This window comes from Rhodococcus sp. AB351 (assembly GCF_049538275.1).
Taxonomy (GTDB): Bacteria; Actinomycetota; Actinomycetes; order Mycobacteriales; family Mycobacteriaceae; genus Rhodococcus.
Window position 1 is genome coordinate 263,341 of record NZ_JBMVFW010000003.1, and the last position, 17,915, is coordinate 281,255.

9 protein-coding genes are annotated in these 17,915 nt (G+C 69.6%); 6 read left to right on the forward strand and 3 right to left on the reverse strand.

Annotated elements, in window-relative coordinates; all coding sequences use genetic code 11:
* The first annotated feature begins 88 nt into the window (after positions 1-88).
* The 4 genes from ACPCXD_RS09830 to entS all read left to right on the forward strand — a co-directional run bounded on the left by ACPCXD_RS09830 (position 89) and on the right by entS (position 11,988).
* Positions 89-1,117, forward strand: a complete 1,029-nt coding sequence (locus ACPCXD_RS09830; RefSeq protein WP_423659375.1) for an ABC transporter substrate-binding protein — start codon at positions 89-91, stop codon at positions 1,115-1,117.
* A gap of 111 nt (positions 1,118-1,228) precedes the next feature.
* Entirely contained in the window at positions 1,229-10,465 is a 9,237-nt protein-coding gene (locus ACPCXD_RS09835; RefSeq protein ID WP_423659377.1) for a non-ribosomal peptide synthetase, read from the forward strand.
* 40 nt (positions 10,466-10,505) lie between these two features.
* Complete coding sequence (locus ACPCXD_RS09840) at positions 10,506-10,727, forward strand: phosphopantetheine-binding protein (RefSeq protein WP_059382429.1); 222 nt, start codon at positions 10,506-10,508, stop codon at positions 10,725-10,727.
* 10 nt (positions 10,728-10,737) lie between these two features.
* Positions 10,738-11,988 carry an enterobactin transporter EntS gene (gene entS / locus ACPCXD_RS09845; RefSeq protein ID WP_423659379.1) on the forward strand — a complete coding sequence of 417 codons (1,251 nt, stop codon included), beginning with the start codon at positions 10,738-10,740 and terminating at the stop codon, positions 11,986-11,988.
* A gap of 68 nt (positions 11,989-12,056) precedes the next feature.
* Here the strand turns inward: entS and ACPCXD_RS09850 are convergent, their stop codons facing one another.
* On the reverse strand, positions 12,057-12,455 hold the full coding sequence (locus ACPCXD_RS09850) for a hypothetical protein (protein ID WP_016694764.1): 399 nt from the start codon (positions 12,453-12,455) through the stop codon (positions 12,057-12,059).
* Between the two features lie 74 nt (positions 12,456-12,529).
* Positions 12,530-13,963 carry an MDR family MFS transporter gene (locus tag ACPCXD_RS09855; protein ID WP_423659381.1) on the reverse strand — a complete coding sequence of 478 codons (1,434 nt, stop codon included), beginning with the start codon at positions 13,961-13,963 and terminating at the stop codon, positions 12,530-12,532.
* A 105-nt stretch (positions 13,964-14,068) separates the two neighbouring features.
* Between ACPCXD_RS09855 and ACPCXD_RS09860 the strand changes: the two genes are divergently transcribed.
* Together ACPCXD_RS09860 and ACPCXD_RS09865 are read left to right on the forward strand one after the other, a co-directional pair.
* Positions 14,069-14,956 carry a phosphoribosylaminoimidazolesuccinocarboxamide synthase gene (locus ACPCXD_RS09860; protein WP_229567036.1) on the forward strand — a complete coding sequence of 296 codons (888 nt, stop codon included), beginning with the start codon at positions 14,069-14,071 and terminating at the stop codon, positions 14,954-14,956.
* 6 nt (positions 14,957-14,962) lie between these two features.
* Positions 14,963-17,110, forward strand: a complete 2,148-nt coding sequence (locus ACPCXD_RS09865) for a S9 family peptidase (RefSeq protein WP_423659383.1) — start codon at positions 14,963-14,965, stop codon at positions 17,108-17,110.
* 150 nt (positions 17,111-17,260) lie between these two features.
* On the opposite strand, the gene ACPCXD_RS09870 is transcribed toward ACPCXD_RS09865, so the two are convergent.
* A complete protein-coding gene (locus ACPCXD_RS09870) occupies positions 17,261-17,893 on the reverse strand; it encodes an LppP/LprE family lipoprotein (protein ID WP_088897503.1) in 633 nt (210 codons plus the stop codon).
* Positions 17,894-17,915 lie beyond the last annotated feature (22 nt).

Genomic DNA, 17,915 nt, shown 5'->3' on the forward strand with positions numbered 1-17,915 from the left:
AGCGCTTGGCGGGGCGGTCTCTTTCGGTTAGCCTAACCAATCGTGACCGGGGCAACGCGCCCCGGCGAGAGACTCTGGGAGTACAACGATGCGCGTTCTGGAACGCAAGCGCGCGCGGGGCGCCGCGGCGCTCGGCGCGGCAGCTCTGCTGGCCGTCGGACTTGTGGGATGTTCGAGCGACGGCGACAGCAGCAGCGCGGAGAGCGGCACCGACTCCGCCGCGACGCGCACCTTCGAAGCGCAGAACGGCAGCATCGAGATCCCGGCCGACCCGCAGCGGATCGTGTCCTGCGGCTACGCGACCCTCCCGCTCATCCAGGCCGGCGCGAATCTGGCCGCCGTGTGCGAGTGGAGCCGCGAGCTCGACAACATGGACGAGGAAACCCTCGCCGCCTACGAGGCGCTGCCGAAGGTCGCTCCCGACGGTGCCGTCTCGGAACTCAACTACGAGGCCGTCACCGCCGCCGATCCCGACCTCATCATCATGGGCGTCCCGGCCCGCGTGCAGGAGCAGGTCGACGTGGCCAAGCTCGAGGCGCTCGCCCCGGTGGTCTTCGTCGGACTCACGGTTCCGGGCGAGTGGCGTGAACTCGGTGAGCAGTACGCCGATGCCGCGAACGTCAGCGACTCCTACGGGGAGTTCAAGGAGGAGTACGAGACTCGCGCCGCCGAGATCGCCGACAAGTACGCCGGCTCGCTCGGGGGCCTGAAGTTCGCCGGCGTCTGCGGTGTGTGCGGTACCGAGCCCGGTGAGTTCTCCCGCGAGTACGCCTCGTCGTACACCACCAACCTGTTCGACGATCTCGGACTCGACTTCTACGGTGAGCCGACCGATCCCGAAGAGGTTCACTCCGAGTACCTGTCGGTCGAGCAGCTGCCCGAGAACCTCGGCGAGGCCGACGTGATCGTCTACGGTGTCGAGGCCGACGGTTCGCTGCCGCCCGAGCTGGAGGAACTGTTCGCCTCCCCGCTGTGGCAGGATCTGCCCGCAGTGAAGGCCGGCAACCTCGTCGCCGTCAGGCACTCCAGTGCAGCGACCTACGAAACCGCTCTGCTGGCACTCGATTCCATCGATGCCGAGTTGGCGAAGCTTACTGCGAACCAGAACCAGGAGTAGTCGCCGCTGCGGGCCCGTCCCGCACCACCGACCGAACGGCCCCCGACGTCCCGACGCGGGGGCCGTTCGTCGTTCGTGCCCGAATTGACCGTCTTACAACGAAAGCGACAGATGACCCGTTCCACTGCGCTCGAAGACATCGTTCCGCTCTCGCCGCTGCAACAGGGCCTGCTCTACCTGAGTACCGTTGCGGCACCGACCGGCTCGGTATCCGACGACACGGGTACGGGCGACCCCGACGCCTACACCGTGCAATCGGTGGTACGGCTGTCGGGCGCGGTCGACGAGGGGCGGATGGCGGCCTCCGCCCAGGCGCTGCTCGACCGTCATCCGGCGCTGCGCACGTGCTTCCGTCCCCGAAAGGACGGCCGTACGGCGGGTCTCGTCGTGTCGGGCGTGGAGAATCCCTGGCGTAGCGAGGATCTGTCGGGTCTCGAACGCGCCGAGGCGGAACGCCGGCTCGAGCAGATCGTCGAGGACGACCTGCACGACTGGTTCGACCTCACGCAACCGCCGCTCGTGCGCTGGACCTTCGTGCGGTTCGGCGCCGACGAGGTGCGCCTGCTGCTCACCGCCCACCACATCGTCGTCGACGGCTGGTCGTCCCCGATCCTGGTACGCGAGCTGCTCGAGATCTACGCCGCCGGGGGATCGGCGTCGGGTCTGCCGTCCGTACGCCCCTACCGCGACTACCTCGCATGGCTCGGGCGCCAGGACCACGAGGCCGCCCGGTCGCTGTGGCGCGAGGCGCTCGACGGTGTGAGCGAACCGTCGCTCGTGGCACCGCCGGGCGCGACCCGCTCGTCGGAACGCTGCGGCGAACTCGACGTGCCGGTCCCCGACGGGCTCGGCGCGAAACTCGCGGAGCTCACCCGCGCAAGCGGGGTCACCCTCAACACGGTGCTGCAGACCGCGTGGGCGATGCTCCTGTCCGGTCTGCTCGGCCGCGACGACATCGTCTTCGGCGCGACGGTCTCCGGCCGCCCGCCGGAACTCGTCGGCGTGGAATCGATGGTCGGGCTGTTCATCAACACCGTGCCGGTGCGGGTGCGGCTCGATCCCGCCGCGACCGTCACCGACCTGATGCGACGCGTACAGCTCGAGCAGTCGCGCACCGTCGACCGCCAGTATCTGGGCCTGTCCGACGTGCAGCGCGCCGTCGGGATCGGTGAACTGTTCGACACCCTCACCGTGTTCGAGAGCTACCCCGTCGACCGCGACGCCCTCGAGCGAGCCCAGCGCGCCGGGGGAGTGACGATCACCGGCGTCGACGGACGCGACGCCACCAACTATCCGCTGGTCCTCACGGCCGGCATGTCCGACCGGCTCGTCGTCAAGCTCGACCACCGTCCGTCGCTGATCGACGCGGACGAGGCCGCCGCCCTGGGTGCCCGCCTCGTCGCGATCCTCGAGGCCCTGTGTACCCGACCCGATGCGCCTGTCGCCGACCTCGACGTCCTGCCGTCCTCGGAACGGGAACGCGTACTGGGTACCTGGTCCACCGCACCCGCGGTGCCGTCGAGCGGCACCGTCGCCGACCTGCTCGCGCACCGGTTCACCACCGGCACCGACCGACCCGCAGTGGTGTGTGGTGAGCAGGAATCGTCCTTCGGTGAACTCGGCGCGGCCTCGGCACGACTGGCGAGACTGCTCGTCGACCGCGGCGTGCGACCCGACGAGCGGGTCGGTCTCGCGCTTCCCCGGACCGGCGCCATGGTCGACGCGATCGTCGCCGTCCTCACCTCCGGAGGCGCCTACCTGCCGCTCGACCCGTCCTATCCCGCCGACCGGCTGAAGCACATGATCACCGACGCCGCACCGCGACTGGTGATCACCACCGAAGCCGTGCGCGCGAGCCTCGGCGACGTGCTCGACGGGGCCGATGTGCTGGTCCTCGACGCCCCGGACGTCGAGTCCGCACTGTCGGCGTTGTCGTCCGCTCCGCTCACGGATGCGGACCGGCGCGCTCCGCTCCGTCCCGGTCATCTGGCCTACGTCGTCTACACCTCCGGTTCCACGGGCCTGCCGAAGGGCGTGGCCGTCACGCACGCCAATCTCGCCGACCTGCACGCCGCACAGGCCGCCGGGCCCATGCAGGCCGCCGGTCGTGCGCCGCGCGACGGGCAGTGGCACGTCCTGCTCACCTACCCGTTCGCCTTCGACTCGGCGGTCGCTGCGCTCACCTGGCTCTTCGAAGGCCATGTGCTGCACGTTCTTCCCGACGAGTACCGTGCCGACGTCGACCACATCGTCGACTACGTGCGCACCCACGGCATCGACTACGTCGACACCGTGCCCGTGCTCATGAACCGCCTGCTCGACGCCGGTCTCCTCGAACCGGGTGGGCACGTCCCCGCGACCATCACCGTGGGCGGCGAAGCGGTGAGCACCGCCCTGTGGCAGCGACTCGCCGCGAGCGACGTGATGGCGACGAACTGCTACGGACCCACCGAATGCACCGTCGACGCGACCTCCGCACGCATCACCGGGGACACCGTGACGATCGGCGGTCCCACCCCCGGGACGAGCGTGCGGGTCCTGGACCACTGGCTGCGCCCCGTGCCCATCGGAGTGGCCGGTGAACTGTACGTCTCCGGAAACGGTGTCACCCGTGGTTATCTCGGCCGGCACGACCTGACCGCGGCACGCTTCGTCGCCGATCCCTACGGGTCCGCGGGTGCCCGCATGTACCGCACCGGCGACGTCGTGCGCTGGACGGACGACGGCACACTCGAATACGTCGGCCGCGACGACGACCAGGTCAAGATCCGAGGATTCCGAGTGGAACCCGGCGAGATCGAGACCGCGCTCACCGCGCATCCGGCCGTGCGGAACGCCGTGGTGGTCGCGCACACCGACGACCGGGGGACCACCCGCCTCGTCGGGTACATCGTCGGCGACGGACCCGACACCGCCGAGGTGCGGACCGCGCTCGCCGACCGACTGCCCGAGTACATGGTGCCGGCCGTGCTCGTCGCTCTTCCCGCCCTTCCGGTCACGGCCAACGGCAAGGTCGACCGGAAGGCGTTGCCCGAACCCGACTTCTCGTCCCTCGCAGGTGCCGGCGAACCGCGCACCGAGACCGAGCGGACGCTGTGCGCCACCATCGCAGACGTCCTCGGTCTCGACCGCGTGGGTGTCCACGACGACTTCTTCACCCTCGGCGGCGATTCGATCGTCTCCATCCAGCTGGTGTCGCGCGTGCGCGCGGCCGGGCTGCGCGTGACGGCCCGTCAGGTCTTCGAACTGCGCACCGCAGCCGCACTCGCCGCAGCGTGCGAGGCACCCGCCGAGGAACCCCGGCGAGCCCGGACGGCGGCGACCGGTCCGGTGCCCGTCACGCCGATCGTGCACGAATCCCTCGCATCCGGATCGTTCGACTCGCTGCGCCGATTCACCCAGTCCCGGACGCTCGTCGCCCCCGTCGGTCTGCGGGAGGCGGATCTCGTCACGGGCGTGCGGGCGCTGCTCGCGGCCCACCCGATGCTGCGCTCGCGGTTCACCGTCGGCGACTCCCGGCCGTCGTGGATCGTGCCCGAGGACACCCCGGAGGCCGCGACGCTCGTCCGGCGAGTGGATCTCTCGACTACAGAACAAATTTCGTGGAACGACATCATCGCCGAAGCGTCGTCGGACGCCGTCCACGCACTCGACCCCGAAGCCGGGGTCATGCTCCGCGTGGTTTTCCTCGACCCGGGACCACAGCAGGCCGGACGCATCGTCGTCGTCGCGCACCACCTCGTCGTCGACGGCGTGTCGTGGCGGATCCTGGTGCCCGACCTCGCCGGTGCCGTCTCCGCGGCCACCCGCGGGGAGACACCCGCGCCGGAGGACACCGGGACGTCCTTCCGGGAGTGGGCGGAATCGCTCGTCGAAGCGGCTTCGTCCGAGCGGATCACCGGATCGTGGCCGATATGGGAATCGGCGGTCGCCGCCGAGAGTGCGCCCGCGGTGGGAAGCCGCGCCCTGGACCCGCAGCGCGACATCGTGTCGACCTCGGCGTCCGTCGAGATCGACGTGCCGGTCGACCTCACCGAACGCATCCTCACCACCGTGCCGCCCGCCCTCGGCATCGGCACCGGCGATGTACTGCTCGCGGCCCTCACGCTCGCCGTCACCGACGTCTGCGGCGGATCCGCCCTGCGAGTGCATCTCGAGGGTCACGGCCGCGAGGAACAGATCGTGCCCGGTGCCGACCTGTCGCGTACCGTCGGATGGTTCACCTCCCTGTACCCCGTGACGGTCGAACTCGGCGGAGACCGTGCGCTCGACGGTGGCGATCCGCTCCGGGCCGTCGCCCACGCGACCGAATCGCTGAAACGCATTCCCGACAACGGAATCGCCTTCGGTCTCCTGCGTTTCCTCGGCGACGACCGCGACCGCTTCGACGGTTACCGGGCCCCGGAGGTGATGTTCAACTATCTCGGCCGGATGACCCTCGGCGATACCGCCGACTCCGCGTGGTCGGCCGCACCCGAGGTGGCCGCGCTCGGCGGTTCCGTCGATCCGGCCATGCCCCTCGACCATGTCCTCGACGTCAACGCGATCACAGAGGACGGACCGGACGGACCTGCGCTGTCGGCGGTGTTCACCTATGCCACCGGTGCGCTCGACGCCGATCGCGCTCGCCGGATCGGGCAGCGCTGGCTCGCGGCACTGCACCTCCTTACCGACACGGTCACCGGCGGTGCCGTCGGTGCACCCGTGCCGTCGATGCTCACGGCGGCCGGGCTGTCCGTCGACGAGGTGCTCGCACTGCACGCCGAGAATCCGGACGGCATCGAGGACGTCGTGCCGCTGACACCCCTGCAGCGCGGCATGTACTTCCTGGCCGGACTGGACGAACCGTCGGGATCGGGCAGTGCCGCCGAAGGTGTCGACGTCTACACGATGCAGACCGACCTCGCCCTCGACGGCCGCGTCGACGCCGATACGATGCAGCGCTCGGTGCGTGCACTCGTCGATCGGCACGCCGTGCTGCGCACCGGATATCGACTCGGCGCAGCGGGTGAACCGATCGGCGTCGTCCGTCGTACCGCCGAACCGCACTGGGAGGTCGTCGATCTCGGGGACGTAGAGCCCGGCGAACTCGACACGCGGGTGGCGGAACTGCTCGCCGCCGACCGCGCCCGCAGGTTCGATCTCGCGGCCGCACCGCTGGTGCGCTTCACGCTGGTGGTCGCGGGACCGTCGCGGGCGCGACTGCTGTTCACGATGCACCATCTCGTCTCCGACGGCTGGTCCACCCCGCTGCTCGTGCAGGAACTCCTGCAGATCTACGCCGCCGGCGGATCCGCCGCCGGACTCGCGCCGGTCGCGCCGTTCTCGGACTACCTCGACTGGCTCGGCGAACAGGACGTCGCGGCCGGTGTCGAGGTGTGGCGCGAGTTGCTCGACGGTGTGGACGAACCCACCCTCGTCGCGCCGTCCGGCACGGCGCTGCGACCGGAGTTCCCCGCCGAACTGACGGTCGCCGTGCCGGACGGACTGTCGCGGCGACTCGTCGAGGCGAGCCGCGCACACGGCGTCACGGTCAACGGACTCGTCCGGACCGCCTGGGGTCTTCTCGTCGGATCGCTCACCGGTAGAACCGATGTCGTCTTCGGTGCGATCGTCTCCGGGCGCGTCCCCGACGTGCCGGGCGTGGAATCGATGATCGGCCTGTTCATCAACACCGTCCCGGTGCGCGTCCGCACGCAGGCGGAGGAGTCGATCACCGATCTCGTCACGCGCACGCACGCCACACAGAACCGTGTGATGGACCACCAGTACGTGGGTCTCGCCGACATCCAGCGTGCCGTCGGGATCGGCGAACTGTTCGACACCCTGCTCGTCTTCGAGAACTATCCCGTCGACCGCGACGCCCTCGACGCGGCGCAGCGGGACGGTGGCGTGCGGGTCGGCTCCGTCGGAGGCTCGGACGCGACGAACTTCCCGCTCGTGCTGGTCGCGGGACTGGAGGACGAACTGCATCTCGGCCTCGAATACCGGACCGATCTGTTCACCGAGGACGACGCCACCGTGCTGGGAGAGAGGCTCGTCCGCATCCTCGATCAGCTCGTCACCGAGAAGCCCGGCACCGTGGCGCAACTCGATGTGCTCACGGCCGCCGAACGCGCCGGTCTGCGCAGCGAGTGGTCGACGACCCCCGCGGCACCGTCGAGCGGAGCGGCGACCGTCGCCGATCTCCTGGCACGGCAGATCGCACGTACCCCGCACGCACCCGCGGTGGTCGCCGACGGCACGACACTGTCGTTCGCGGAACTGGGCCGGCGATCCGCGCGACTCGCGCGGCTTCTCGTCGACGCCGGAGTCGGGCCGGAGACGGTCGTGGGGCTCGCGTTGCCGCGGTCCGAGCACATGGTCGTCGCGATCGCGGCGGCGATCTCGTCGGGTGGCGTGTACGTACCGATGGATCCGTCCTATCCACAGGATCGACTGGCGCACATGGTGTCCGATTCGCGTCCGCAGGTGATCGTCACGGTCGCCTCGGTTCTGGACGGCATCGCACCCGTCGCCGGTGACACGCGGATCGTGGTGCTCGACGATCCCGACCTGCAGCTCGACAGATTCTCCACCGCCCCACTGACGGACGCCGACCGGCGCGGTGCGCTGCGCCCGCACAACGGCGTGTACGTCATCTACACGTCCGGTTCGACGGGGCTGCCGAAAGGTGTCGCGATCACGCACGCGAACCTGCTCAACCTGTTCGAGAGCCACCGCGCGGATCTCTACGTCCCGACCGTCGCGGCCGCCGGACGCGACTCCGTCGGCGTCGGGCACGCATGGTCGTTCGGTTTCGACGCCTCGTGGCAGCCGACCCTGTGGTTGCTCGACGGACACACGGTGCACGTCTTCGACGAGGACACCATGCGTGATCCCGAACGGATGGTCGCGTACACGCTCGAACACGAACTCGACTTCCTCGAGGTCACCCCGTCCTTCCTCGACCGCATGCTCGCGGCGGGACTGTACGAGAGCGGACACCGCCCCGCCTCCGTCGGATTCGGTGGCGAGGCCGTCAATCCGGCGTCGTGGCAGCGACTGCGGGGGGTCACGGACGGGCGGGCCTTCAACCTCTACGGCCCCACCGAATGCACCGTGGACTCACTCATCGGAGCCGTCACGGACGCCGACACACCGTGCCTCGGCCGGGCCGTGCACGGCGCCGGCGCCTACGTCCTCGACGCGATGCTCCGGCCCGTCCCGATGGGCGTGGTCGGCGAACTGTACGTCTCCGGTGCCGGCGTTGCCCGCGGATATCTCGGCCGGCCCGACCTCACGACGGTCCGGTTCGTGCCGAATCCTTTCGCCGACGACGGCAGTCGCATGTACCGCACCGGCGACCTCGTCCGGCGGGTCCGCGGTGCCGACGGCCGGCCCGTGCTCGAATTCCTCGGGCGCGGCGACGACCAGGTCAAGATCCGCAGCTTCCGGGTCGAACTCGGCGAGGTGGAGGCCGCGCTGACCGCGGTGCGTGGCGTGCGGGACGCGGTCGTGAACGCGCACACCGACACTCGTGGAGTGACGCGTCTGGTCGGCTACGTGACCCCGGACGGCGACGTCGATCCGGCGGTCGTTCGTGCCACCGTCGCCGAGCGCCTGCCCGACTACATGATGCCCGCCGTGGTGCTCGTGCTCGACACCTTCCCCGTCACCGCCAACGGCAAGGTCGACCGGAAGGCGCTGCCCGAACCGGACTTCTCGTCGCTGGTCGGCACCAGTGCACCGCGCACCGACACCGAACGGGTCCTGGCCGGACTCGTCGCGGACGTGCTCGGACTCGAACGGGTGGGCATCGACGACGACTTCTTCTCCCTCGGCGGCGACTCGATCGTCTCGATCCAGCTCGTGTCGAAGGTCCGGGCAGAAGGGCTGTGGATCACGACCCGTCAGGTGATCGAACTGCGCACCGTCGAGTCACTCGCGGCTGCGATCGACAGCGACAGCGGACAGACCCGTCCGGCAGCCGTCGGCGACGCCACGGGTGAGGTGACCGTCACGCCGATCGTGTGGGACACCCTCGAACAGTGGACCGGTCTGTCCCGGTTCTCGCAGGCGCGACTGCTCGTCGCGCCGGTCGGGCTCGCGCTCGACACGCTGCGGACCGCGGTCGAGGCGCTCGTGGCCGCCCACCCGATGCTGCGCTCGACCTTCCGGGTCGACGACGAAGGCCGACCGTCGTGGACGGTCCCCGTCACCGTTCCCGACCTCACCACTTCCGTGCGGCGCGTCGACGCCACCGGCCGGGACTGGGACGAGTTGTTCGACGAGGAACGCGAGAACGCCTACGCCGCACTCGATCCCGAGAACGGAGTTATGGTGCAGGTCGTGTGGTTCGACTTCGGGCCGCAGCAGGCCGGACGCGTCCTGATCGTCGTGAACCACCTCGTGGTGGACGGCGTGTCGTGGCGGATCCTCGTCCCCGACCTCGCCGACGCCGTCGAACAGGCCGAGCGTGGAGAGCCGGTGACCCTGTCGTCGAGCGGCACACCCTTCCGGGTGTGGGCGGACGAACTCGCGAAGGCCGCCCGCTCGGAGCGGATCACCGCGTCGTGGTCGGCCTGGCAGCGCGCCGTCGACGCCGACGAACCGATGCTCGGTTCGCGCCCACTCGACCCGGCACGCGACACCGTCTTCTCGACCCGGTCGACCCGCGTGCACCTGCCCGTCGACGTCACCGAACGGGTCCTGGCCGCGGACGTCGTCGACGACATCCTGCTCTCGGCCCTCGCCGTCGCGGTGGCGTCGGTTCGGGGCGGCGACCAGGTCCGTATCGACCTCGAGGGACACGGCCGCGAGGAGCAGGTGGTCCCCGGTGCCGACCTGTCGCGCACCGTCGGCTGGTTCACGTCGATGTATCCGGTGACGGTGGATCTGTCGGAGGTCGACGTGGCGTCCGCGTCCCGGGACACCGACGCCGCGGGCGCGGCGCTGCGCGCGGTGGCACGCGCGTCGCGGGAACGACCCGACAACGGCATCGGCTTCGGCCTGCTGCGTCGACTGAACCCGGACTTCGGCGACTGTTTCGCCCGGTACGTGCCGCCGGCCGTCGTCTTCAACTACCTCGGCCGGCTCACGCTCGGCGAGGCATCCGGCAGCCCGTGGTCGGGCGCACCGGGCGCCGCCGCGATCGGCGGGTCGGTGGATCCGGACATGCCGCTCGACCACGTCCTGCAGGTGGACGCGATCACCGAGGACACCCCGGACGGCGCGGTTCTGGAATGCGAGTTCGCCGCCGCAGCGGACGTGGTCGACGCGGACACGCTCGCCGAGATCGCGCGGATCTGGCAGGACACGGTGCAGGTCGTCGTCGCCGCGAGAGAACTGACGGGCACCGCTCGATAGAGCGCAACCCGCCTGCACACATCGAAAGAAGGAGAACACCATGCTCGATCGCACTACCGTCCTCGCCGACACCGCCCGGATCCTGGACATCGACGTCGACGAACTCGACCCCTCGGCGAGCCTCGTCGACCAGGGTCTCGACTCCGTCCGGCTGATGGCCCTCGTGGAACAGTGGCGCAGCGCCGGCGTCGAGGTCGACTTCGTGGACCTCGCCTCGGCTCCCGACCTCGAGCAGTGGATCGCGCTGCTCACCCGCGGATGAGCGGGTGATCGTGGCCGTCTTCGAGAAGCTCCTCATCGACATCGACCCGCTGCGGACCAGCCGCGAGTTCCGGTACCTGTTCACCGCACGCGTCGTCTCGCTGTTCGGTCTCGGTTTCCTCATCGTGGCCGTGCCCGTGCAGGTGTACCAGCTCACCGGCTCGACGGCGCAGGTCGCTGCCGTGTCCGCGGTGATCGGTGTGACCACCTTCGGGGCCACCTTCGCGGGCGGGGTGCTCGCCGACCGGTACGACCGGCGGAACGTCATCGCCCTCGCCCGCGGCACCGCGGGCGTCGCCTTCGCGCTGCTGGCGATCAACGCGTTCCTGCCCGAACCGCAGATGTGGGCGATCTACGTGCTCGCCGTCGTCGACGGCATCGCGGGCGGGATCTCGGCGACCGCACTCATGGCCGTCACCCCCAGCCTGATCCCGCGCGACAAGCTCGCCGCGGCCGGCGCGCTCATGGCGCTCACCGCCGACCTCGGCTCCATGATCGGCCCGGCGCTCGGCGGTGTCGTCATCGCCGCCGGTGGTGTGGGTGTGGCCTACGCGCTCGCGGCGTTCACCACCGCGATCACCACCTTCTGCATCACCCGCCTGCCGTCGCTGCCCCCGACGCATGTCGCGGAGGAATCACCGCTGAAGTCGGTGGTCTCGGGCTTCCGGTACGCGGCACACAACCGCGTGGTGGGGCAGGTGCTGATCGTCGGGTTCCTCGCGATGCTGCTCTCCGGCTGGGCCGTGCTGATCCCGGAGTTCGCCGACGAGGTGCTCGGCGTCGGACCGTCGGTGGTCGGCCTGCTCTACACCGCGCCCGCAGTCGGAGCCGTGATCGGCTCGCTGACCAGCGGCTGGACCGGATCGATCCGCCGGTACGGGCTGGTGGTCTACCTGCTCATGGCGGTCTCCGCCGCCGGTCTGGTGGGTGCCGGCGCGACCGGGGTCCTCGCCGTCGTGCTGCTCGGCCTCGCCGCGCACGGTTTCGGCGACTCGCTCGCGGACGTCGTGCGGTACGCGACCGTCCAGCGCAACACCTCCGACGAGTACCGCGGACGGATCGCGGCCGTGTGGGGTGCGCAGGTGACGGCCGGTACCTCCGTCGGCGCGGTCGCGGCGGGCGTCGTGGCTTCGCTGGTGCCGGTCTCGATGGCCCTGACCGTCTACGGCGTGGCCGGTGTGGTGATCATCGCGATCATGTTCGTCGCGACCCCGACGCTGCGGCGGTTCGAGGACGCGGGCGATCTCGAAGCTGTGGGCTGACCTGCGGGTAGACGAGCGGGGCCGGGGTGAACCCCGGCCCCGCCTTCGCGTCGATCAGCGCCTTCGCGTCATATCCGTCCGTCGCGCGCCCAGGCCTCCACGGCCGAATATCCTTCGCTGACGCCCTGGGTGTAGGCGACGAGCGCGCCGTACAGCCGGGACCCCTCGGTGGCGAGCTCGATGGTGCCCACCCAGTCGGCAGCGCGTGCCATGACGTGCGCGGAGATGTCCTGCCGGTCGCGGGTCGCGGACGACACGATCCGGAACGCCTCGTCGGCGATCCGGAAGGTCTCGGCGACACCGCGCCAGAAGTACTCCGCGTCCATGGCAGAGCGCAGCGACTCGTAATCCGTCGTGTCCTGCATCGCCGTGGCGTGTGCCAGTCGCTGCAGAGCATGCTCCGCAGCCCCGACGGGGAAGTACGTCACGTCGTCGATGGTGTCCTTGCCGCCGCTTGTCGTTCTCACCGCAGAGATGGTGCCCGATCTCGAGCGAATACGAAACAGCGCGTAGGTAACGGTATAGGCACGCGGCGTGTCGCCTACCCGGCCGCCGTCGGACGGTTCGGGATCAGGCACACGCACGACACGAGCAGGGCGGCGCAGACCAGAACGGCGACGAACACCGGCGCCACGGACGCCGCCAACTGCGCCGCGTCGGGAGCCCCCGCGGTGGTCTCGTCGGTCGCCGCACCACCGAGGGCCGCATTGGCGAGCGCACCGAACACCGCCACTCCGACCGCGCTGCCGATCGCGCGGGCGAAGGCGTTCGCGCCCGTGACGACGCCCCGCTCGGACCACTCGACGCTCGACTGCGCCGCGATCAGCGACGGGCTGGCGATCAACCCCATCCCGAGACCCACGAGCACGCAGCAGACCGCGACCTGCCAGGGAGCCGAATCCTTCCCGACCTGCGTCAGCAGTGCCGCACAGCAGAGCAGCGGCACCGCACCCACCAGGCCGGTGTTGCGGAAACCGATCCGCAGGTAGAACCGGCCCGACTGCGACGCGGCGATCGGCCAGCCGATCGTCATCGTCGCCAGCGTGAAGCCCGCGACGAGCGCCGTGGTCCCCAGTGCTCCCTGCACGAACGACGGAACGTACGAGGTCAGGCCCAGCACGACCGCGCCCACCAGACACGACACGGCGCTGGTGGTGACGAGCACCCGCCGGGTGAACAGGCGGATCGGCAGGATCGGCTCGGCCGCGCGGGACTCGATCCACACGAACACCGCGATCAGCGTCGCGCCCGCGGCGAAGATGCCGATGCTCGTCGCCGACGTCCACGCCCACGACTGGCCGCCCTCGAGCAGCCCGAGGATCAACAGGGCGGCGCCCGCCGCGAGGGTCGCCGCGCCGGCCCAGTCCACCCGCGGTCGTGGTCCGGCCGGTTTCTCCTCGCGGAAGTTGCGGACGAGCACCCACGCCGCGAGGGCGCACAACGGCAGGTTGACCCAGAAGATCCACCGCCACGACAGGAAGTCGGCGAAGATGCCTCCCACGGCCGGGCCGACCACCGCCGACATGCCCCACACGCTGGCCAGATAGCCCTGCGCCTTGGCCCGCTCGGCGACCGTGTAGATGTCCCCGGCGATCGTCTGCGCCATCGGCAGCACGGCACCGGCGCCGAGTCCCTGCACCGCGCGGAACGCGATCAGCGCCGGCATGCTCCACGCCAGCGCGCACAGCACCGAGCCCGCCGCGAACACCCCGATCCCGAACAACAGGAGCGGAGTGCGGCCGAAGACGTCGGAGAGTTTGCCGTAGACCGGGACGAGCACCGCCTGCGTGAGCAGGTAGGCGGAGAACAACCACGGGAACTGGGTGAAGCCGCCCAGGTCCGCGACGATCGTCGGGACCGCGGTGGCCAGGATCGTGCTCTCGAGCGCCACGAGGGAGGTGGCGAGCATCAGAGCGATGAGGATCGGGCCCCGCTCGGACCTGAACCCGACGTCCACCCGCGACGATGCGGCCATGCCACTCCTGTTCTCGCTCGCGTCGCTGCTCCGTCGTGCTGTGACCGAGTGGGATATCCGCCACGGGTTGCGGTACGCCCACTCGATGAGCACTAGGGTGTCAGCGTGCGTCCTTCACTCGAGTCCTACCAACACCTCGCCGGCGGCAAGGTGCGTGATCTGTACGTGATCGACGACGAGCACCTGCTCCTCGTCGCCAGTGACCGGATCTCGGCCTACGATCACGTGCTCGAGACCCCGATCCCCGACAAGGGGCGGGTCCTCACTGCGATGAGCGTGTTCTTCTTCAAGCTGCTCGACGCCACCAACAACCATCTCGCGGGAGAACCCGACGACGAGCGTATCCCCGAGGAGGTCCTCGGCCGCGCACTCGTGGTCAAGCGCCTCGAGATGGTGCCCGTCGAGTGCGTCGCCCGCGGTTTCCTCACCGGCTCCGGCCTGATCGACTACCAGGCCACGGGCTCCGTGTGCGGTGTCGCTCTGCCCGAGGGTCTCGTCGAGGCCAGCAAGCTGCCCGAGCCGATCTTCACCCCGGCCAGCAAGGCCGCGCTCGGCGACCACGACGAGAACATCTCGTTCGACGATGTCGTCGAGAAGGTCGGCCTGAACCTGGCGATGAAGCTGCGCCAGGACACGCTCGACATCTACGACCGCGCCGCCATGTACGCCTCCGAACGCGGCATCCTGCTCGCCGACACCAAGTTCGAGTTCGGTCTCGACAAGGCCGGCAATCTGGTGCTCGCCGACGAGGTCCTCACTCCGGATTCGTCCCGCTACTGGGACGCGAACGAGTACGAGGAGGGCAAGGTGCAGCCCAGCTTCGACAAGCAGATCGTCCGGAACTGGCTCACCGGACCCGAATCGGGCTGGGACCGCGCCTCCGACACCCCGCCCCCGCCGCTGCCGCAGCACGTCGTCGACAAGACGCGTGCCCGCTACATCGAGGCGTACGAACGTATTTCGGGAATGTCCTTCGACGATTGGATCGGCTGACCGCATATGACCTCCTCGAAGATCACTCCGCCGGTCGCGAAGAAGGTGCCGCTCGAGCGCACCCACCACGGGCACACCTTCGTCGACGACTACGAATGGCTGCGCGACAAGAACGACCCCGAGGTCGTCGCGTACCTGGAGGCGGAGAACTCGTACACCGAGGCGCAGACGGAGCATCTCGCTCCGCTGCGTGAGGCGATCTTCGAGGAGATCAGGTCGCGCACCCAGGAGACCGACATGTCGGTCCCCACCCGGATGGGCGACTGGTGGTACTACGCCCGCACCGTCGAGGGCAAGCAGTACGCGATCCAGTGCCGGTGCCCGATCACCGACGCCGACGACTGGACGCCGCCGAACATCACACCGGGTGTCGAACTTCCCGGCGAGCAGGTGCTCCTCGACGGCAACGTCGAGGCCGAAGGGCATGAGTTCTTCTCGTTCGGAGCGTTCTCGATCAGCCACGACGGCACGCTGCTCGCGTACTCGACCGACGTCGTGGGCGACGAGCGCTACACCCTGCGCATCAAGGACCTCACCACCGGTGAGATGCGGTCGGACGAGATCCCCGGCACCGCACCGGGAGCGACGTGGGCGCTCGACCACAGCCACGTCTTCTACCAGACGGTCGACGAGTCGTGGCGGCCCGACACCGTCTGGCGGCACAAGCTCGGCACCTCCGTCGACGAGGACGTGAAGGTCTTCCACGAACCCGACGAGCGGTACTGGGTGTCGATCGGGTCGACCCGCAGCGAGAAGTACCTCATGATCTGGGTCGGCTCGAAGATCACCACCGAGGGGTGGGTGCTCGAATCCGAGAACCCCACAGGCGAATTCCGCGTGATCCTGCCGCGTCGCGAAGGTGTCGAGTACGGCGCCGAGCACGCCGTGATCGCCGGTGAGGACCGCTTCCTCATCCTGCACAACGACGTCGACCCCGAGACGGGGGAGAAGGCCGAGAACTTCGTCCTCGCCGAGGCTCCCGTCGACGACCTGTCCGCGCTGCGCACCCTGATCGAGCACCGGCACGACGTGCGCCTCGAGGACGTCGACGCGTTCGAGGGACACCTCGTGCTCGGCTACCGCCGCGAGGCCCTCACGCGACTCGCGGTGTGGCCGTTGACCGACGAGGGCTACGGCAAGCTCACCGAACTCGAGTTCGACGAGGAACTCTTCGCCGTCGGACCGGGCGCGAACCCCGAGTGGACCCAGCCCACACTGCGTCTGGGCTACACGTCGTTCATCACCCCGAGCCGGGTCTACGACTACACGGTGAGCACCGGCGAGCTGAAGCTGCTCAAGTCGCAGCCCGTGCTCGGCGAGTTCGACCCGACGCTCTACGAGCAGCGCCGCGAGTGGGCGACGGCCGAGGACGGCACGAAGATCCCGCTGTCGATCGTTGCGCGCAAGGGCACCCCCGAGAACGCCCCCACCCTGCTGTACGGCTACGGCTCGTACGAGGCCAGCATCGACCCGGCCTTCTCCGTCGCACGCCTGTCGCTGCTCGACCGGGGCATGGTCTTCGCGGTCGCGCACGTGCGCGGCGGCGGCGAGATGGGCCGGCACTGGTACGAGAACGGCAAGTCGCTGACGAAGAAGAACACCTTCACCGACTTCGTGGCGTGCGCGCGGCACCTGATCGACACCGGCGTCACGAGCCCGGAGAAGCTCGTCGCCGACGGCGGCAGTGCCGGTGGCCTGCTCATGGGTGCGGTCGCGAACATCGCACCCGAGCTGTTCGCGGGCATCCTCGCGAACGTCCCGTTCGTCGACCCGCTCACCTCGATCCTCGATCCGTCCCTGCCGCTCACAGTGATCGAATGGGACGAGTGGGGCAACCCGCTCGAGAACCCCGAGGTGTACGAGTACATGCGCTCGTACAGCCCCTACGAGAACGTCGAGGCCAAGGACTACCCGGCGATCCTCGCGATCACCAGCATCAACGACACCCGCGTGCTCTACGTCGAACCCGCCAAGTGGGTCGCCAAGCTGCGCGCGACGAAGACCGGCGATGCCCCCTTGCTGCTCAAGACGGAGATGAGCGCGGGGCACGGCGGTGTGTCGGGGCGCTACGAGAAGTGGCGCGAGGTCGCGTTCGAATTCGCGTGGGTGCTCGAGACGTCCGGTGCCTACCGCGCGGAGGCTTCCGCGCAGTAGCCTGCACGTTCCGTTGTCGGCAGCGGCGCCGGCATCGGCTCGTCCGCAAGCACTACCTGCCGTGAGCGGTTCGTATCAGCTCGCCTTTTCGTCGTCCGCCGCAGCAATTGCCGTGGCGGATAGTCGAACTCGTAGCGGATGGAAACAGGATCAGTTGTAGGAGTCGAGCATCTCCTGCGGCAGCGGGTCGAGCATGACGATCTGCGAGCCGTCCCAGGTGTACCGCACGGTCGCGGGGCCGCCCTCGGGGCAGCAGAACGGCTCGTCACCGGCGATCCAGCGGTACTCCGCCGTGACGGTGCCGTCGGAGGCGTCGACCACCGAGGTGTACGCGTACGGCTCCGACGTCGCAGTGCCCAGATAGCTGCCGTCGGCGAAGAACAGCACGTGCTCGGGGGAGGACGCACTGTTCCCACCCACCGCGACCAGCCACATCAGCGACGGGCAGTCGCCGACGACGGCGTCGGTGGAGTCCTCGATCTGCCACGCGAACCCGTCGTCGCTCAGACCCGCGAGCGCGTCCGCGACGGGAGCCGACGCCGGGTCGAGACACAGCCCGTTGCCTTCGAGCGCCGACGCCTCCAGCGTGGGCTCGACCGGCGCGGGAATCTCTGTCGACTCGGCGGGCACCGGTGCAGGTCGTGCCGTGTTCGCGCCCGTGGCCGGCGCAGTCTCGCTTGTGGAGGTCGTCGTGGGGACGGCCGTCGTGTCGTCGTTCCCGCATCCCGCGAGCAACGTCGTTGCGACGACGGGGATCAGGAGCGCGGTCGGATGGAATCTCACGTGTGTGCCTCCTCGGTGGAGT

Excerpts from the sequence above, each read along its gene's own strand:
- ACPCXD_RS09865 (WP_423659383.1), top strand. The coding sequence starts at position 14,963 with ATGACCTCCTCGAAGATCACTCCGCCGGTCGCGAAGAAGGTGCCGCTC.
- ACPCXD_RS09855 (WP_423659381.1), bottom strand. The coding sequence starts at position 13,963 with ATGGCCGCATCGTCGCGGGTGGACGTCGGGTTCAGGTCCGAGCGGGGC.
- ACPCXD_RS09835 (WP_423659377.1), top strand. The coding sequence starts at position 1,229 with ATGACCCGTTCCACTGCGCTCGAAGACATCGTTCCGCTCTCGCCGCTG.
- ACPCXD_RS09830 (WP_423659375.1), top strand. The coding sequence starts at position 89 with ATGCGCGTTCTGGAACGCAAGCGCGCGCGGGGCGCCGCGGCGCTCGGC.
- ACPCXD_RS09840 (WP_059382429.1), top strand. The coding sequence starts at position 10,506 with ATGCTCGATCGCACTACCGTCCTCGCCGACACCGCCCGGATCCTGGAC.